Raw genomic sequence first — 16,317 nt, forward strand, 5'->3', positions numbered from 1 at the left:
CATGGCAGCAGACGAGCGCGAGGCGCGCGAAGAACTCAACGGCATCCGCATGAGCATCGACAACATCGACGCCGCTCTCATCCACATGCTCGCCGAGCGCTTCAAGTACACCCAGCGCGTCGGTCGCCTCAAGGCCGACCACGGGCTGCCGCCCACCGACCCCGACCGTGAGCGCCGCCAGATCGCGCGGCTGCGCGCCCTCGCCGAGGAGTCGCACCTCGACCCCGCCTTCGCCGAGAAATGGTTCAACTTCGTCGTCGCCGAGGTGATCCAGCACCACGAGGAGATCGCCGGCTCGAACGGCTCCGCAGACACCGAATGACGGGGTCTGGCGGCTGGAACCCGAGCGAGCTCCCCGCGCAGCGGGGCAAGACCATCGTCGTGACCGGCGCCAACGCCGGGCTCGGCTTCTGGGCCAGCGAGCAGCTCGCCCGGGCCGGCGCGCACGTGGTGCTGGCCTGCCGCGACGAGGGCCGGGCGGATGCCGCGCTCCGCGCGATCCGGGCCCGGGTCTCCGGCGCCTCGGTCAGCACGCTCGCCCTCGACGTGGCCTCGCTCGACTCGGTGGCCGCGGCATCCGCCCGACTGCTCGAGTTGGAGCGCATCGACGGCCTCGTGCTCAACGCCGGAATCGTGCACCCGCCGCGCACCCGGCAGCTCAGCGCGGACGGCCTCGAGCTCGTCGTCGCGACGAACTACCTCGGCCACTTCGCGCTGACCGCGCGGCTGCTGCCCGCGCTCCAGCGCACGCCGGGCGCGCGCGTGGTCGCGCTCGGCTCGATGATCTCGCGGCTGATGGACTCCTCGCTGGAGGACCTGCAGCTGGCCGGCGGCTACAACTCGTGGCGCGCCTACGCGCAGTCCAAGATCGCGATGCAGGTGTTCGGCTTCGAGCTCGACCGGCGGCTCGCCGCCGCGGCCCGCGCCGCCGGCATCGGGGATGGCGCCCGGGCCAGCGCGCTCGTCGCACACCCCGGCTACTCGATCGGCGGGCGCACCCCACGGGTGCCCGGCGTCAACGAGCCGAGCGCGCTCAAGCGCTTCGTGGACAACCTGCAGGCACCGATCACGCAGGGTAAGAACCGTGGGGCGTGGCCGATCGTGCGCGCCATCGCCGACCCGGATGCGCGCGGCGGCCAGTACTGGGGCCCGCGCTTCGTGACCAAGGGCGAGCCGACCCTGCAGCAGCCGACCGCCACCAGCACCGACCGCGCCGTCGCGGAGCGCGTCTGGCGCGAGTCCGAGCAGCTCACCGGTGTCGACTTCGCGCTCGAGGGCGGGCGGCCCTAGCGTGAGAGTGGGATGAAGATAGGACTTCCCGCTGGATTCAGGAACGAGTCCCTGATCTCCTGAGCCGAGAAACGCGCGTAGCGCGCCCACTCGCCCGCGCTGCGGTAGGTGAGGACTACCTCCTGGCGACCGGAAGGCTCTGTCCAGGACACGCGCGTGTCGGCCGGCGTCCCACTCGCGCTGAAGCCATTCTGCTCGGCTCCGAGTTCCGCGTCTGGTGCATCTGCGAGCCAAAGCGCAGGAAGGCCCCTCCCGCGCCTGACGGCGTTGCCATACCTGAACGAAAGAAACTTCTCGATGTCAGCCAGGCGAGCAGCTCTGATGACTGGCCTGCTGACCATCCCGCGCTCGTGCTTCCGGATGACGTAGCCACTGTCCTCGACGGTGCACACATCGTCAGGATCACCGGTCATGAACGAGAAGGCCGCCCCGTGCGGCTCAGCCCACTGCCATCCGCCGAGAGCGGCGAACTCGACGAGGCCACTCAACGCCTCACGTACTGTCACTGCCGCGTTCACACCGGGGTGCCCCTGTTCCAACCCGGCTGCTGCATGAGCAGATCGTCGTGCTCGCGACGACGGCATTCCTCGATGAATGTGACCGCGGTGGCGGGGTCGGCGAGCATCTGCGCGTACTGTGACGCGGTGAGCTCGAAGTACTCCTCGTAATCCACGACACCAGTGCTCACGGGCGACGACACAACATATCGCCCCGACTCGTCATCGAAGCCGAGGGAGTAGCGATCCTCACGGGAAAAGAACTCTTCGCGAGGTCTCATGGTTCGTTCTCCGATCTGCCGAACCCTGAAAAGCTAGCGGATAGCCACCAGCGTCGGGCGTTACGCGCGGTGGGTAAAGAGCGGGTTGCTCGGCGAGAGGTAGGCGGCGGCGATGTCGGCGTGAGCCATGCGGGCGACGATTGCGGCGGTGACGGCGGGGTGCAGGTCCCCGGCATCGTAGGTGAACGCCCCGGCGCCCTGGCCGTCGAGGTAGAGCACCTCCCGCCCGCCGGTTCGGGTCTCGTACTCGGGGATGGTCTCGAGGCCGGCATAGTCGGGGAGGAGGCGCACGGCGAGGGGACGGCGCACCTGGGGCGCCGCGGCGCCCGGCGGGATGACGGAGTTGCCGAAGAGCGTCATCAGGTACTTCTCGGCCAGTTCGACACCGGCGACGTCGAACGTCCACACATCGGGGGTCCCGCGGTCGGCGCGGGTCACGCGCACGATCCCGTTCTCGAAGGCGGTCATCGTGTACACGTATTCGGAGCCGGGCCCGGCGAGCGTCGCCACGTCTTCGCGATCTGCAGCACAGCGGATGCCGGCCAGCTCGGCCCATTCGACGAATGCGGGCGTGAGGGTGATGGTCATGCGCTGAGCACTCCGAATTCGTGGAGGAGGGAGTCGACGGTCAAGGCCCGCGAGTAGTGGGTGCCGAGCTTCACAAAGCGCACCTGCAGGGCACCGCCCGGGCGACCGAACCAGGGTGCCACGCGGGACACCTCGATCGAAACGCCCTGCGCGTTGAGCACCTGCACCGCACTGTCAGCCAAGTGATAGACCGCGTGAGGCTGGCTGAGGGCCTCAACGGGCAGGGAGCGTTGTTCGAAGCTTGCGGCGGTGCCGTTCTCGACGACCCAGAGCACCTGCCCGTCGACGCGCCCGATGCGGTCGAGCTGCTCGCCGAACTCGCGGATGTACGCGGCAGGGTCGGTGAAGAGCACGGTTGTGCCCGGCACCGCGAGCGGCGTTGGCAGCGGCGCGTGTTGCGAGCCAGGCGAAGCGTGTGGAGTCACGTGTTTCCTTAGTCAGTATGTGGTGGAGGCGATTCGGAGTCTAGGAGCTGGGCGTTCGCTTCACTGATTCGGGAAGCGTCCCATCGCGAAAAAGTGCGGCGATCTGGCGGAGCTCGAGGGGGAGCAGCCCCGCGGCGAGGCCTGCGTAATGCAATTCGAGCCCCAACCGCCTGAACGTTCCCACGTAATTGCCAGCGAAGAAGAGTTCGTCTCGTGACGAAGATGTCTCCCCCGGTGCGCGCTGAGCGGCAACGACCGACGCCTCCTCCGGCAGCCCTTCGAGGCGCATAAGCTGGCCAAGACCGGTTGCACGGGCCGGGGAAAAGCTGCGGCCAAGCGCAATCAAGAGGTAGCGGAGCGCGAAGCTCGATGTGGAGAGGTCGGCCTCCCACGTCTTCTTCGAGTTGTGATCGCGATCGTTGGTCTCGATGGTGAAAGTGCCCGTGTCATTTTCGCTGATGTAGAAGTGCGTCTCGCCGTTCGACGCGACGAGCGCACCGCGATCCTCAAAAACCTTCCAGTTGGCCGGCGCTACCGCCTCCGTGAAGTCCGCGAGCTCGACGGGATCAAAATTCAGATTGTGCATGTGCGAATCATTCGCTTTCAGGCGCTGTGTGCGCCGACTCTAGTGGAGGACGCCAAGGCCAAATTCGCCGCTTGCGAGTTGTTCACCGGTGAAGACGTTGCCATTGCCATCGATGAAGCGGGTTTGGAGCGCGCCCCCTTCGCGGCCGAAGGCAGGAGCGATTCGAGAAATCTCAACGTGAATGCCGTTTGCCTTCATGATCTCTGCGGCTCGCTCAGTAAAGGAAACCCCGTAGTAATCGGCAGCCAAGTTGCTGAGGGGGAGCCCACGCTGCTCAAAGGATGCTGCGACCCCATCTTCGACGACCCCGAAGTACTTGCCGCTCATCGGACCGACGCGGTCGAGTTCTGTTCCGAAGTCCCTGATGTAGGCGGCGGGGTCGGTGTAGGTCACCCGCGTTCCGTGCTCGACGCCGGCAGAGTCTGGATAGCGGATGTCGTACTTGCCGGTTTGCGTGAAGCGGGATGCGTACTCCTGCTCGGTAAAGGGGGTTCCGCTCGAGTCCCGACCCCACGGGGCGGCCGAATCGCTGACCGTTGAGTATCCGGTGCCCGTCACATCGGCGGGCTTCGGTGGCAGGGGCGCCTCGGTCAGCGAATTCACCTGGACCTCACCGTAGGGGGCATCGGGGGCAAGGCCAGCAGCCTGAAGCTCACCGTCCCGCTTCGCCTTCGCGGCGGCGTCCATCGCTTGTTCCTCGGCCTCAGACGTGCGAGTCCAACCGTCGCCAGCCGGGGCGCTGCCATCAACCGACTCATGGTGGACCTTCGGCGCAGGCGTTGCTGGGTCGACCGTCTTGTCACCTGTCACCGGTTTGGTGTCGCCGTCGCCCTTGGGCGGCGTGGCAGTGTCGACGTCGGGCTTGCTCGATCCCGGTGCCTCCGGCGTGCCATCGCCCTTCACAGGCGCGACACTGTCGCCATCGCCCTTGCCGCCAACGGCGGTGTCACTGTCGGCCCTGTGGCCCGGCGCACCGTCGTCGCCCTTGTGCGCCGGGGTGTCGCCGTCTGCCTTGTGTGCCGGCGCGCCGCTGTCCGTGTCGGCCCGAGAGCCGTGCAGGCCGCCGTCGGTGTCGACCTTGTGGACGGCGGGCGCATCCGCGTCGATCTTGGAGATCGGCGGCTTCTCGAAGAGATCCTTCGGAATGTGGAGCTCGCCCTTGCCGAGCAGGTTCTTGACGCGCTCGAGCGTGTTCGTGAAGGCGTCGCCGATGTGCACCACCGCGGTCTCGATCTTGGTGACAACCTTGGAGACCAGCGACCCGGCCTTCGCCGCGCCCCCGATGACCTTCGTCGCGCCGGCCACAACCCCACCGACGGGGATGAAGATGGATCCGACGTTGAAGAGCACCTGCCCGGCGGCCTCTGACGGATTGTCGGCCCAGGTGTCCCACGCGACGAGGCCCTTGAGCATCTCCACGCTCGTGTCCCGCGCGTCAACGAAGACGGGCACGCCGAGCGCCGCGAGCAGGGGAGCGCCCGGTGCGAGGTTGAGCGCGAGCGACCCGAGCGCCGTGCCGGTGGCCGTCCAAGCCTGGCCGGCGTGCTCCCAGTCCCCCCACTCGCCCTTCAGGGGGTTGTAGCTGATCAGCGAGCCCAAACCCTCCACGGTGCCCTTGGCGCCGATCACGATGCCGTTGCCGAAGTTCTCTCCACAGTTGCGGTCCTGCTCAACGCGGTGGCCCCAGGGCAGCTCGGCGACGCTGTCGCCCTCCTGCTTGAGCTGCCAGGCCTCGACCGCCACGAGGGGAGCGGCGCAGATGTCGCGTTCTCGGTTGATCGTGTTGGCGCACTCGACCTCGGCCGCGTTGACTTTCGCGTAGGCGTCGGCGACGCGGTCCAGGAGATCGTTGTTGGCGTTGACGTGGTGGCCGGACTCCGTCCATGACGCGAGGATCTGCACGACTCCGCCGTGGTTGCGGGCAGACTCGCCACGCCCGCGGAGGTAGCTGACGGGGTCTTGGACCGTTGTGGTGGCGCCACCGGTCGACGTCGCCCCGTACGAGTACCCGGCGGCATAGCCGTATGAGCCACTCGCGTAGCTCGCGTTCGAATCCCATTCGTAGGCCTTGGTTGCGCGCGCGTTGATCCACACGAGACCGTCTTGCCCGATTTCGTTGGTGAACGTGATGGCATCGGCCTTGATGGTGGCGAGCGTCTTCTTGATGGGTTCTACGGCATCTGCGAAGACGTCGAGCGCTGCAGAGACGCGCGTCAGTTTGCCCGCGAAGTCGCGGGCCTTCGTTGAGGCGGGACCCATCGCCGCGTAGAGGACCCCGGCATCCGGCGCAACGAATGAGGCGGGCAGCGCCGCCCAGGTCGAGTCGATCGAAGTCGACTGGGTGCGCAGCGTCGTCGCCGCGGTGCGCATGGCCGTTGCCGAGGTTCGGATGCCGGTGGGCGACAGGTCGTCGCCGGGAATCTTGTCCGGGATGATCAGTCCGTCGCTGCGGCTGACGTTTTTCGAGCCGCCGCCTCCATCGCGTTGATGCATGGTTAAGCCCCGCCCCCGATCGCGCTGAAGTCGCCCGTGTCCGCGGCCTTCTCTGTCGCCGCGAGGGTGGAGATGGCCATCTCCTCGTCCCCGGTCAAATAGGCGTTGGTCGCGCACGCCGTCGCCTGGAGTGCCGCGCCGTAACGGTTCATCGCGGGCTGAACACGCGAGGCGACCTGCTCATCGAGAAAGCCCACGACAGCGCCGGAGACGATGCCGTCGAAACCGCAACCCGTTTGCAGCGGCTCCGAGATCGCGGTTGCCATGGTGGTGATGGCGGCGGCCAGGGTCTCCACCTCGGCCGAGGTATCGACCAAGGTCTTCTGGATCCCCGCGGGTGTCAACTGCCAGCTGGTCATTGCGGAATCCCCCTCAGGATCAACGAGCCGCCTGCAAGCTCTTCGAGCGCCGCGAGCACCCTCAGGCCGCTGCCGTCGCGAAAGTTGTAGTAGTGGATGAAGCCCTCGTACATCGCCGTCGTGGCCTCGGGGATGCGGGCCTCCACGCCGAGCAGGCGCACGAGGTCGCTCCGGCTCTGCACGACACGGGCTCGACCGAGAGTGAGTTGTGGTTCGCCGGCGAAATCGCGGAAGACGACGTAGCCGCCGCTGTCGCTCTCGACAACGGTGAGGGGCGGGTTCAGGGCCTCCCCGACGCCGCGCAAAGTGTCGAGGTCAAAATATCCTGGCGTGAGGAGCACGGCTTCGACGGGCATCAGCGTTCCTCCCTGTCGAGGCCGTATGCGCGGGCGATGGCTTCTGCGCCGAATGCCTCGGCGATCTCGAGCGCCTCTTGCCACGGCGGTGTGCCGTTGCGTCCGACTCCGGCGATCAGCGATGGCAGCTTCTTGCGGCCGGCCTCCGAGATCTGGTGCGTGGCTTGCAACGCGCTCAGATTGGCATCGAGTGCGCGCACGGCGCGCGGCCCGATGAGGAAGGCGGCGGGCACGGCCGAGAAGTCGGGCGCGCTCGCCGCGTAGTTCTGCCGCCAGCCCGGTGTGATGGTGAGCGAGCCGACGAGCGGCATCGAGAGCGTCTCTGTGATCGATTCGAGCACGGATGCGGCCCGCTGGGCCAGTTCGTCCTGGCTCGTTCCGAGCTGAGCGAACGGTGCCTGCGCAAGCACAGTCTCTTCGATGCCGATGCGGGTGCGGCGCACGATGGACACCGCCTGGAACGCACCGCCGCCACCCTGCAGCACAGCGCGGATGCCGTCGGGCATGTGTGCGCGCGCGAAGTTCGTGAACCCGTCGACGTCCCATGTGAGAGCAGCGGGCTCGTGGGCCCCCCACGCGAGAACGGTGGAGTCGACCAGGCCGTGCGCCAAGGCATCGGCCGCGATGCCCACCCGGCTGTCGTCGTGCGGCGCGAAGTGCGCCGAGAGGGCGACCGAGGCGGTGAGCACCTCGGGCGCCGGGTAGCCGGTGAGAGGAGGGGGCGTGGCAGAGAACGCGCCCGCTTCGCGCAGGTCGGTGGCAGGGTCGAGCACGGCCGGTGCGCTCGCGCCCCTGGCGCCGGTCGCCGGATTGATGAACTCGCGGCTGGCATCGCGCACGAGACGGGCTCCGCCGTGCAGCGAGAGGTAGTACCGCAGCGCGAAGGTGAGCTCCGCGTCGTGGCGCGACACAATCACCGGCGTGAGACCGGCCAGCGAGGCCGCCACCAGGAAATCGGTGAGAGCCTCGCTCAGGTAGACCACGGACGCCCGCGTCTCGGAGCACGCGTATGGGCCCTGCCTGTAGTCCAGCAGAGGGTGCGAGAAATCTGCCATCTGGATGGCGGGGTTAGCCGATGTTCGCGACGGCAGACTTCGCCTTGTTCACAGCGGCCTGTGCCGTCTCATCGTTCTTCGCCAAGGAGTTCTGCAGCGTGGCCACAATGCTGCGAACGTTGTCCGCGGCATTCTTCCAACGGAGCTCCTTGGCCGAGTATTCAGCCGAAACGCCGGTCGCCTCGTAGTCGGACATCGCGTTGCGCACGTCCTGGTCACGCTGGTCAATCAGCGAGAGCAGGCGGCCGGCCACGGCATTGAAGTTGTCCTGAGCGGACTGCGACGCTGAAAGGTCATAATCGCGACGGTCAATCTGGTTTCCAGACATAAGTTGTCAGCCTTTCAGAGTTAGCGCGACGAGCTGAAGCGCGCGGCGTCGAATGAAACAGAGGACTCCGTCGACCGAGTCTCATCGGCCATGCTGCTGTCGCCCTCCTTGTAGGAGCGGTCCATGCCGGCGATTCCGGCGAGCACAGCGGCCAGGGCGGCGTTCAGCTCGATCGAGATGTGATCGGTCTCGGCCTTGAACCGGTCGAATGCCGAGCGACCGGCACCGTTGAACTTTCCCTCGAGCGGCGCGGCGGCCTGGGCGAGCTGCTTGACGAGCGCCCCCATGTCGTCGCTGGAGGATGAGGTCTTTTTCGTGAGCTGGGCGAGAGTGTCTGCCCCCATGACAAATTTCACGAGCCACGTTCCCTTCAGTAAGTTTGAGTTCCTCAGGCTAGCGTAGGGATGCGACACTTTGGTGCCTAGTTTGGGGGGTGCCGCAAATCGGGGGAGAAAACGGATGGCGCAGGCCACGCACGCCACGCAGATCACGCACGCCAGGCACGGCACGCAGGGCACCTCATGCGGCCAGTGCGGGGCGGCGCTCGCGGCCGGCAGCCAGTTCTGCACCCGGTGCGGTGCGCCTCGCCTGCGCCGCACCGAGCTTCCTCGCGCGCGCGCGACGGGCGGCATCCGGCTGGCTCGCATGCCGCAGATTGCGGCTGCAGTATCCGTCGATGTCGTTCTCGGTGCCGTTCTCATCGCGGGGGCCGTCTTGCTTGGAATCAGCGCTCACGACGTCAACCTGTGGATCGTCTATTCCGCCGTCGTCGCCCTCGCCGCCGCTGCGCACGTCTACGTGCTGCTCTACACCGGGCAGAGTGTTGGCGCTCGACTTGCCGGCGTGCGGTTGGTCTCCAGCGTGACGTGGTCAGCGCCAGGGGCGCGGCTGAAGTCTCTGCAATTCGCGGATCTGCGCAGGGGTGAGGACCCCGTGGCGCCTCAGCTTCCCCCGGTTGAGGTCACGCTCGGCGAGCGCACGGTCGCGGCTGGGCACGACGTCGTCGCGCCGCAACGGAAGGGCTGGGTGCTCATCATCGATGAGGAGCGGCGGGTGCCCCTCACCGGGACCTTCGTCGTCGGCCGGAACCCCGCTGTGGACCCGGGTGAGACCGCCGTCGCCGTTCCTGACCTCGGCCGACTGCTCTCCAAAGGCCATCTGCGCTTTGACATCGATCCGGACGGGTCGGTTTTCGTCACCGACCTGGGCTCGACGAACGGTTCCCAGATCGATGACGACGCCCTCGTGCCGTACGAGCGGGCCGCTGTCACGGCCGATGCCCGCATCCTTGCCGGCGACCATGTCTTCCGGGTCGAGAATCGCGCACACAGCCGTGAGGGGGCCCGCCGATGAGCAGTCACGATGACAGCGCGCTCCTCGAGACGGTTCGCACTCACCGGGAGCGCCTGCGCGGAGCCTTCCTCGCCGGGGCGCTCGGAACGCGCCGCACCATCTCCACCCTGACCGGCAAGGTCATGGGCAGCATCGTGCTCGCCGCCGTTGCCGTGGCGGTCTGCGTCGGCGTCTCCTTTGTCATCAGCGTGCTGCCGCAGTCCCGCGGTGGAGCGGCGAGCACACCCGCGCCCAGCCCCGCCAGCACGTCCGAGCCGCAGCCCGCATCCGCCGTTGAGACAGGAACCAATCCGTGACCGATTTCACCCGCATCACCGTCATCGGCTCGGTCAAGAAGGCGACCCTCGTTCTCCCCTCCGACGAGCCGCTCGCGGCGCTGCTCCCCGAGATCGCCGATGTCATCGACGAGCCGGCGACGGCCAGCGGGCTCACCCTGGTCGGGCGCCTGGGCGACGAGGTGGAGCTGGCGCTCAGCACCGCCGATCAGGCGGTCGTCGACGGCAGCGTGTTTCGCCTCGTCTCCGTGGCCGACGCCCCGCCGCCGCCCGAGGTCTCTGACGTCACGGCCGCCGTCGCCGAGACCCTCGACACCGCCACCGGCCGCTGGAGCAGCGGGCACCGCACCGCCGTCACGGCGTTGGTGCTCGGGGCATCCGTTGCACTGATCGATCTGGGCGCCTGGTTTGCGCCGACCGTCTACGTGCTCGCGGCCGTTGCCGCAGTGCTGCTCGGCGCGCGGGGTGCTCGCCGGGCAGCCGTCCTGAGCGCGGCGCTTGCTGTCGGCGCCGTGCCGGCGACCACTGTCTGGCTTGCCGATCTGCTCGGTCAGGGCGCGGGGCTCACCCCCGTCGTCATCGTCGAGCTGGGCCTGCTGCTCGGCTGGGTCGCCCTGGCCGCCCTGGGCGGGCGCAGTTCCCTCCTCGGCGCGGCCGTCGGTGTGGTGCTCAGCCTCCTCTTCCTCGGGGCACACCTGATAGGGGCAACTGATGCCGAGGCAGCCGCCATTCTCGGAGTCGCGGTTGTCGCGGGGCTGGGCTTCCTGCCCGCCCTGGCTCTGAACGCCTCCGGGCTCGCGACGCTCGACGACAAGGTCATCGCGGGAGTCCCCGCCGAGCGCCTCACGGTGCGCTCACGCGTCGTCGAGGCATATCGGCTGTTCGGCTGGGCGGTGTACGCGCTGGCCGCGGCCGGCGCGGTCGCCGTCACGGTCCTGCTCGCGGATGGCGGCCTGTGGCCCCTGATACTCGGGGTCAGCATCGCCGCCGTGCTCGTGCTGCGCACCCGTGTCATGCCACTCGCCGTTCAGGCGTGGGCGCTCTGGGGGGCCGCCGGTCTGGCGATGTTCCTCGGGATGGGCCCGCGCGTCGCTGAGGCGCCGGGCACGGGGGCGCTCGTTCTCGCGGCGGTGATGGCCGGTGCCGTTCTCGCGGGGACGCTGTCGCCGCGGCCGCACACGCGCATTCGCTTGCGCCGCGGTGGAGACCTCGTCGAGGGCCTCGCCGTCCTGGCGCTCGTGCCGGCCGTGCTCGGCATCTTCGGCGTCTACGAACTCGCGCTCGGGGCGTTCAACTGATGTTGTGGACCGCGAACGCCCAGGCGGAGCTGATCGACGCCACCGAAGGCGCCGAAGCTCCTGTTGGCGCGGTCAGGCGGCTCGCCGTCGCTTCGCTCATCCGCGGCGTCGGGGTCTCCACCCTGACCGTGCTCGTCGCCGAATCGCTCGCGCGCAACCGCAGTGGCCGCATCCTCATCGCCGAACGCCGAATCGGCCACGCCGCCACGAAGCTCCGCAACGCCAACACCCGCGGAATCGAAACGCTCTCGATCGATTCGGGCAGCACCTGGGAAGAGCAGGTTGCACCCATCGCGCGCAACTTCGACATTGTGCTCACCGACGGCGGGAACGTCGCCGGGATCGACGACCTCACGGCCGTTGCCGACTCGGCCCACGTGCTCTGCCTGGTCACGTCCGATGACCGCGCCGCTGCCGAGCAGGTCATTGCCCTCGCGCGGGGCTTGCATGCACACCCCGCTGCGCCCCGCCCCATCGTCACCTTCGTCGACACCCTCAACGTCAACTCGACCTGGCCCGCCCTCGTCGCCGCACGGCTGCCGTTCCCGGTCACGCGTATTCCGCACGACAGGGCGCTCGCCGCCACACGGGCCGCACCGAACAGCCGCACACGGCGAGGCGCCCTGCAGACGGCAGCGGCCCTCTTGCGCACGTCAGAACCGGGAGCCGTCCGCTGATGACCCACGACAACATGACCCTCGTGCACCGCCCGGCCCGTGTCACCAAGCCGCTGGACCCGCCGGCCGACTACCCGCTCGCGCCTCCGCCCCAGCAAGGCGACGCGCCTCCCGGCGGCATCCCGCTGATGACACTCCTGCCCGTGCTCGGCTCACTCTCCTCGATCACGATGATCGTGGTGCTTCGCGCGAACCCGGTGATGGTCGTTCTCGGCGCCGTCATCCTCGTCGTCGCGCTGGTCGGCGCTGTCGGCATGGCCCTGGGCCAGCGCGGCACGGCGATCCGTGCCCGCCGCCGCGAACGGGAGCTCTACCTGGACTACCTCGAGGGCCAGCGCGCCGAGCTGCGTGAGAAGCACGCCCGCGTGCGCCGCCACGCGCTGACGCTCGACCCTGCGCCGACCGCTCTGGCCGAGATCGCGCGCAACCCAGAGCGTCTCTGGGAGCGCCGGCGGGGCGACGCCGATTTTCTGCGCGCGCGGATCGGCGCCGGCTCGGTGCCGTGGTTCCCGCTCGAGCTGCCCGCCGATGCCAACCCGGTGCAACCGCACGACGTCATCATGGCGGGTGAGGCTCGCTCATTGGCCGCATCGCACAGCTCGGTCGGCGGCATGCCCGTGACCGTCTCGCTCGCGGGGGCCGGAATCGTCTCCGTTGTCGGCGACCCCGCCGAGACGTTCGCCGTCGTGCGCGCCCTGATCGCGCAACTTGCCACTTTGCACTCGCCCGACGATCTGCAACTCGGCCTCGTGACGCCCGCAACGCGCCTGCACGAATTCGCCGGCTTCGGGTTGCTGCCACACAGCGTCCTCACGGAGTGGGACGGGCCCGTGCCCGGCCGCCGCATCGCAGCCGACGTGCACGCCATGTCGGCCCTGCTCGACGCAGAGCTGTCCCGGCGCGCGGCCCGGCTGGCCGCCCGCCAGCGCGGTGCCGCCGGCTCCCGTGCCGGCACGGAGACCCCCCTCGTGCTCGTTCTCGACGACACCGACCGTCGCGCCGGCGGCATCAGCCTGCCGCAGGGCGTCAGCCCGCAGCAGCTCGGCGTGACCGTGATCTCACTCGTGCGCGAACGCCTGCACGAGCCCGGCGAGACCCGCGTGCGCGTGAGTGTGAGCGCGCGGGACGGGGCTGGAACAGGGGAGACCGACGCGGGCGTCGGCATCCGTTTGGAGGATGAGCGTCGCCCGGACGAATCGGAAGCGCTGGATGCGCGCCCCGACGCAATGAGCACGATGCTCTTCGCGTCCCTCGCGTCTCGCCTCGCGCCGATGAGACTCTCCGTGGCCTCGCGCGACGGCGAGGGGGCCGGGGCGCGCGAGCTCGACGCCCTCGAGCTTCTCGGCATCGAGTCGATCGCCCAGGTTGCCCCGGAGAATTGGCCCGTTCACAGCAACGAGACCTTCCTCACGGTGCCCGTCGCGATCGCCGATTCTGGTGCGGTCGTCACCATCGACCTCAAGGAATCTGCGCACGGCGGGATGGGGCCGCACGGCATCTGCATCGGCGCGACGGGCTCCGGCAAGAGCGAGTTCCTGCGGACCCTGGTCTTGAGCCTTGCCCACTCGCACTCACCAGAAGACCTCAGCATGATATTGGTGGACTACAAGGGCGGCGCGGCCTTCACCCCGTTCGCGACCCTGCCGCACATCGCCGGGCTCATCGACAATCTGGCCGACGATGCCGGGCTCATCCAACGGGCCCGCGCGTCGATCGAGGGTGAGATCGTGCGCAGGCAACGCCTGCTCAAGGACGCCGGCTCGTTCGCGTCGGTCACCGACTACCGCGCGGCACGTCGCGAACTGCCAGAGCTCGCGCCGATGCCGCACCTCTTCCTCGTGATCGACGAGTTCGGCGAGCTGCTCACCGCGGAGCCGGAGTTCATCGACCTGCTGCTGCAGATCGGGCGCATCGGCCGTGCGCTCGGCATCCACCTGCTGCTGGCCAGCCAGCGCATCGAGGGTGGGCGCCTGCGTGGCCTCGAAAGCTACCTCTCCTACCGGGTCGGCCTGCGCACGTTCTCCGAACAGGAGTCGGCGGTGATCTTGGAGACCCCCGACGCGTTTCACCTGCCTGCAGTGCCCGGCTACGGCTACCTCAAGGTCGACACCACCGTCTACACGCGTTTCAAGGCAGGCTATGTTTCAGGCGCCGTTCCCGACGCGAGCGCACGCGACATAGACAACGGGGACGAGCAGTGGGGCGTGTTCGAACTGCCCACCTACAACACGATCGAATCGTCACGGCGGGCGCGCGAGCGGGGACTGCCGGAGGCAGCGGCACCCGCACGCCGGAGCACCGCGACGATCATCGACGAGGTGGTGCGCCGGCTGCGACCAGGGGTGAGCCCCACCGCACCGATCTGGTTGCCCGTGCTCTCTGAGCGCTTTCCGCTGTTCCAGATCGTCGACAACCCCGAGCGTCAAGCGCTGCACATCCCCCTCGGCATCCTCGACGAGCCGGCCCGCCAAGCGCAGGGGCCGTGGGAGCTCGACCTCACCTCGGCCGGCGGGCACTTCGCCGTGATCGGTGCGCCCCAGTCGGGCCGGAGCACCTTCCTCCGGGCTTTCGCCGCCGGCGCCGCGACAACGCACACGCCCCGCGAGATCACCATGTACGGGCTCGACTTGACCGGGTCGGGCCTGGCCCGTCTCGAAGGCTTCCCGCACGTCGGCGGTGTGGCCACGCGCGGCTCGCGGGAGGAGCAGCTTCGCCTGCTCGAAGAACTGCAGGGAATGCTCCGACAGCGTGAGGAGGTGTTCCGCAGCCACCGCATCGAGTCGCTCGCGCACTTCCGCACGCTGCACGCGGCCGGGAGGCTGCCCACGATCGTCTCGCCCGACGTCGTGCTCCTCGTTGACGGCTACTACTCCGCCCGCACCGAGTTCGAGGAGCTCGAGGCCCCGCTCTCAGATCTGCTGCAACGCGGAAGCTCGTTCGGCGTGCACCTCGTTCTCGCGCTCACCCGGTGGAGCGAAGTGCCGATGAGCATGCAACCGCTCATCGGCAACCGCTTCGAGCTGCGCCTCAACGACCCCGCTGACTCGGGTATCGCCCGCAAGCTTGCCGAGACCATTCGTGTTGATCAGCCGGGACGTGTTCTCACCGACCGCAAGCTCTTCGCCCACGTCGCCCTCCCCGCAATCGACGATGTCGACGATGCGCAGCTGGGTGAATCGCTGACCTTGCTCGCCGGGCAGACCGCGGCGGCGTGGAATGGGCCGGCCGCATCGCCCATCCGGCTGCTGCCGGAGGAGCTGAACCCGGATGAGCTTCCCGACGCGTTTGAGTCGCCTGACCAACTCCCCATCGGCTTGCGGCAAGACACGATGGAGCCGGCCATGATCGACTTCGACGGCCTCGACCAGCATGTGCTGGTTTTCGGTGATGCGGGCAGCGGCAAGACCACACTCCTGCGGCAGATTCTCGCGACGCTCGTCGAGCGGTACAGCACAGAAGAGCTCGTGGTCGCGATCATGGAGCCCCGCGGCGGCATCGCGGCCAGCTGCCCCGACGGTTATCTGGGAGGCGAGGCCAAGAACTTCACGCGCGCCCGGCAACTGGCTGCCGCTCTGGCGAGCGAGCTTGACAAGCGCCAGAACGAGGGCGAGCCGGCCTCCATGCGCATCGTCCTGCTGATCGACGACTACGACATGCTGGCCAGCGGCGGGAACAACCCGTTGGAGCCGCTCATGCCCTACCTGGCGTCAGCGCGCGATCTCAATTTCAACGTGGTCCTCACCCGGCCCGTCGCCGGCTCGGCCCGCGCCCTCTACGAGAACACCATCCAGACGCTCAAAGACACGGGCGGCACGGGCGTCATCCTCGCCGGTGAGCGGGCGGAGGGCCCGCTCTGGCCGGGCGTGCACGCCGGGCAGGCCGTGCCCGGCCGCGCCAAGCTCGTGCGCCGCGGCCAGCCGCCCCGCCTCGTGCAGATCGCCCACCGGCAGGAGTCCCCGCCGCAGCAGGACGGGGCTGAAGCCGCGCTCGATGCGCTGGCGGAGACGACCGTGGTGGCGGGCTAGGCGGTCGGCAGCGCGACGACGACGTCGATCTCGACCAGGATGTTGGCGAGGTCGCTGCCGACGGTGGTGCGCACGGGGTACGGCTCGCTGAAGAAGCCGGCGTATGCCACGTTGTACTCGGCGAAATCGCGGTGCAGGTGCTGCAGGTGCGCGGTGGTCTTGACGACGTCGTCCATCGTGGCGCCGACCTCGTTCAGCACGGCCTGGATGTTGCGCAGCACCTGGGCGGTCTGCTCGGCGACGCCGCCGGGCACGACCTCGCCGGTGGCCGGGTCCTGCGGGCCGAAGCCGGCGGTGAACAGGAAGCCGTTGGCGACGACACCGTGGCTGTAGGGCCCGGCGGGCTTCGGGGCGTTCGGGATGGTGATGGCCTGCTTGGTCATGAGGATTCCTTGCTGTGAGTGAGTGCGAACCAGTATGAGCGCGGATGC

Annotated in this window: 19 protein-coding genes; 7 read left to right on the top strand and 12 right to left on the bottom strand. The window is 68.6% G+C overall.

Annotation, left to right across the window (positions count from 1 at the left end):
* Window position 1 precedes the first annotated feature (1 nt).
* Window positions 2-322 (top strand): chorismate mutase, encoded by a 321-nt coding sequence (locus BLT62_RS03315; RefSeq protein ID WP_083362778.1) that lies wholly within the window; start codon window positions 2-4, stop codon window positions 320-322.
* A complete protein-coding gene (locus BLT62_RS03320) occupies window positions 319-1,290 on the top strand; it encodes an SDR family NAD(P)-dependent oxidoreductase (RefSeq protein WP_083362779.1) in 972 nt (323 codons plus the stop codon). Before BLT62_RS03315 ends, BLT62_RS03320 begins: the two co-directional genes overlap by 4 nt.
* On the opposite strand, the gene BLT62_RS03325 is transcribed toward BLT62_RS03320, so the two are convergent.
* The 11 genes from BLT62_RS03325 to BLT62_RS03375 form a co-directional block, all read right to left on the bottom strand.
* Window positions 1,287-1,808: an Imm61 family immunity protein gene (locus BLT62_RS03325; protein ID WP_172829620.1), complete on the bottom strand. Its 522-nt coding sequence runs from the start codon at window positions 1,806-1,808 to the stop codon at window positions 1,287-1,289. The two genes, BLT62_RS03320 and BLT62_RS03325, sit on opposite strands and share 4 nt — an antisense overlap.
* Complete coding sequence (locus tag BLT62_RS03330) at window positions 1,805-1,978, bottom strand: hypothetical protein (protein WP_197675161.1); 174 nt, start codon at window positions 1,976-1,978, stop codon at window positions 1,805-1,807. The genes BLT62_RS03325 and BLT62_RS03330 overlap by 4 nt, the downstream gene beginning before the upstream one ends.
* Before the next feature lie 150 nt (window positions 1,979-2,128).
* Window positions 2,129-2,656, bottom strand: coding sequence for a hypothetical protein (locus BLT62_RS03335; protein ID WP_083362782.1), 528 nt, complete (start codon window positions 2,654-2,656; stop codon window positions 2,129-2,131).
* Window positions 2,653-3,081, bottom strand: coding sequence for a glycohydrolase toxin TNT-related protein (locus BLT62_RS03340; RefSeq protein ID WP_083362783.1), 429 nt, complete (start codon window positions 3,079-3,081; stop codon window positions 2,653-2,655). The genes BLT62_RS03335 and BLT62_RS03340 overlap by 4 nt, the downstream gene beginning before the upstream one ends.
* A gap of 40 nt (window positions 3,082-3,121) precedes the next feature.
* The gene (locus BLT62_RS03345; RefSeq protein WP_083362784.1) at window positions 3,122-3,667 is read right to left on the bottom strand and encodes a hypothetical protein; all 546 of its coding nucleotides are present in this window, start codon (window positions 3,665-3,667) and stop codon (window positions 3,122-3,124) included.
* A gap of 39 nt (window positions 3,668-3,706) precedes the next feature.
* Entirely contained in the window at window positions 3,707-6,160 is a 2,454-nt protein-coding gene (locus BLT62_RS03350; RefSeq protein WP_083362785.1) for a glycohydrolase toxin TNT-related protein, read from the bottom strand.
* 2 nt (window positions 6,161-6,162) lie between these two features.
* Window positions 6,163-6,519: a DUF6507 family protein gene (locus tag BLT62_RS03355; RefSeq protein WP_083362786.1), complete on the bottom strand. Its 357-nt coding sequence runs from the start codon at window positions 6,517-6,519 to the stop codon at window positions 6,163-6,165.
* On the bottom strand, window positions 6,516-6,875 hold the full coding sequence (locus tag BLT62_RS03360; RefSeq protein WP_083362787.1) for a hypothetical protein: 360 nt from the start codon (window positions 6,873-6,875) through the stop codon (window positions 6,516-6,518). Before BLT62_RS03360 ends, BLT62_RS03355 begins: the two co-directional genes overlap by 4 nt.
* Window positions 6,875-7,930 carry a DUF6177 family protein gene (locus BLT62_RS03365; RefSeq protein ID WP_156786224.1) on the bottom strand — a complete coding sequence of 352 codons (1,056 nt, stop codon included), beginning with the start codon at window positions 7,928-7,930 and terminating at the stop codon, window positions 6,875-6,877. Before BLT62_RS03365 ends, BLT62_RS03360 begins: the two co-directional genes overlap by 1 nt.
* 13 nt (window positions 7,931-7,943) lie before the next feature.
* Window positions 7,944-8,258: a pore-forming ESAT-6 family protein gene (locus BLT62_RS03370; protein WP_083362789.1), complete on the bottom strand. Its 315-nt coding sequence runs from the start codon at window positions 8,256-8,258 to the stop codon at window positions 7,944-7,946.
* Window positions 8,259-8,278: 20 nt separating this feature from the next.
* A complete protein-coding gene (locus BLT62_RS03375; RefSeq protein WP_231919327.1) occupies window positions 8,279-8,602 on the bottom strand; it encodes a hypothetical protein in 324 nt (107 codons plus the stop codon).
* Window positions 8,603-8,717: 115 nt separating this feature from the next.
* Here BLT62_RS03375 and BLT62_RS03380 point away from each other — a divergent pair, with 115 nt between their 5' ends.
* The 5 genes from BLT62_RS03380 to eccCa are packed head-to-tail and all read left to right on the top strand — an operon-like array spanning window position 8,718 to window position 15,886.
* Window positions 8,718-9,611: an FHA domain-containing protein gene (locus BLT62_RS03380; RefSeq protein WP_083362791.1), complete on the top strand. Its 894-nt coding sequence runs from the start codon at window positions 8,718-8,720 to the stop codon at window positions 9,609-9,611.
* Window positions 9,608-9,907 (top strand): hypothetical protein, encoded by a 300-nt coding sequence (locus BLT62_RS03385; RefSeq protein WP_083362792.1) that lies wholly within the window; start codon window positions 9,608-9,610, stop codon window positions 9,905-9,907. Before BLT62_RS03380 ends, BLT62_RS03385 begins: the two co-directional genes overlap by 4 nt.
* Window positions 9,904-11,184: an EsaB/YukD family protein gene (locus tag BLT62_RS03390; protein ID WP_083362793.1), complete on the top strand. Its 1,281-nt coding sequence runs from the start codon at window positions 9,904-9,906 to the stop codon at window positions 11,182-11,184. The genes BLT62_RS03385 and BLT62_RS03390 overlap by 4 nt, the downstream gene beginning before the upstream one ends.
* Window positions 11,184-11,861, top strand: a complete 678-nt coding sequence (locus BLT62_RS03395) for a hypothetical protein (protein WP_083362794.1) — start codon at window positions 11,184-11,186, stop codon at window positions 11,859-11,861. The genes BLT62_RS03390 and BLT62_RS03395 overlap by 1 nt, the downstream gene beginning before the upstream one ends.
* Window positions 11,861-15,886, top strand: coding sequence for a type VII secretion protein EccCa (gene eccCa / locus BLT62_RS03400; protein ID WP_231919328.1), 4,026 nt, complete (start codon window positions 11,861-11,863; stop codon window positions 15,884-15,886). Before BLT62_RS03395 ends, eccCa begins: the two co-directional genes overlap by 1 nt.
* On the opposite strand, the gene BLT62_RS03405 is transcribed toward eccCa, so the two are convergent.
* Entirely contained in the window at window positions 15,883-16,269 is a 387-nt protein-coding gene (locus BLT62_RS03405; protein WP_083362795.1) for a RidA family protein, read from the bottom strand. The genes eccCa and BLT62_RS03405 overlap by 4 nt on opposite strands.
* Between the last annotated feature and the right edge of the window lie 48 nt (window positions 16,270-16,317).

The sequence above is a fragment of the Microterricola viridarii genome (genome assembly GCF_900104895.1).
GTDB classification, from domain to species: domain Bacteria; phylum Actinomycetota; class Actinomycetes; order Actinomycetales; family Microbacteriaceae; genus Microterricola; species Microterricola viridarii.

Coding starts and splice junctions, on each gene's coding strand:
- BLT62_RS03315 (WP_083362778.1), top strand. CDS start 2: ATGGCAGCAGACGAGCGCGAGGCGCGCGAAGAACTCAACGGCATCCGC.
- BLT62_RS03320 (WP_083362779.1), top strand. CDS start 319: ATGACGGGGTCTGGCGGCTGGAACCCGAGCGAGCTCCCCGCGCAGCGG.
- BLT62_RS03335 (WP_083362782.1), bottom strand. CDS start 2,656: ATGACCATCACCCTCACGCCCGCATTCGTCGAATGGGCCGAGCTGGCC.
- BLT62_RS03345 (WP_083362784.1), bottom strand. CDS start 3,667: ATGCACAATCTGAATTTTGATCCCGTCGAGCTCGCGGACTTCACGGAG.
- BLT62_RS03350 (WP_083362785.1), bottom strand. CDS start 6,160: ATGCATCAACGCGATGGAGGCGGCGGCTCGAAAAACGTCAGCCGCAGC.
- BLT62_RS03355 (WP_083362786.1), bottom strand. CDS start 6,519: ATGACCAGCTGGCAGTTGACACCCGCGGGGATCCAGAAGACCTTGGTC.
- BLT62_RS03360 (WP_083362787.1), bottom strand. CDS start 6,875: ATGCCCGTCGAAGCCGTGCTCCTCACGCCAGGATATTTTGACCTCGAC.
- BLT62_RS03365 (WP_156786224.1), bottom strand. CDS start 7,930: ATGGCAGATTTCTCGCACCCTCTGCTGGACTACAGGCAGGGCCCATAC.
- BLT62_RS03370 (WP_083362789.1), bottom strand. CDS start 8,258: ATGTCTGGAAACCAGATTGACCGTCGCGATTATGACCTTTCAGCGTCG.
- BLT62_RS03375 (WP_231919327.1), bottom strand. CDS start 8,602: ATGGGGGCAGACACTCTCGCCCAGCTCACGAAAAAGACCTCATCCTCC.
- BLT62_RS03380 (WP_083362791.1), top strand. CDS start 8,718: ATGGCGCAGGCCACGCACGCCACGCAGATCACGCACGCCAGGCACGGC.
- BLT62_RS03385 (WP_083362792.1), top strand. CDS start 9,608: ATGAGCAGTCACGATGACAGCGCGCTCCTCGAGACGGTTCGCACTCAC.
- BLT62_RS03395 (WP_083362794.1), top strand. CDS start 11,184: ATGTTGTGGACCGCGAACGCCCAGGCGGAGCTGATCGACGCCACCGAA.
- eccCa (WP_231919328.1), top strand. CDS start 11,861: ATGACCCACGACAACATGACCCTCGTGCACCGCCCGGCCCGTGTCACC.
- BLT62_RS03405 (WP_083362795.1), bottom strand. CDS start 16,269: ATGACCAAGCAGGCCATCACCATCCCGAACGCCCCGAAGCCCGCCGGG.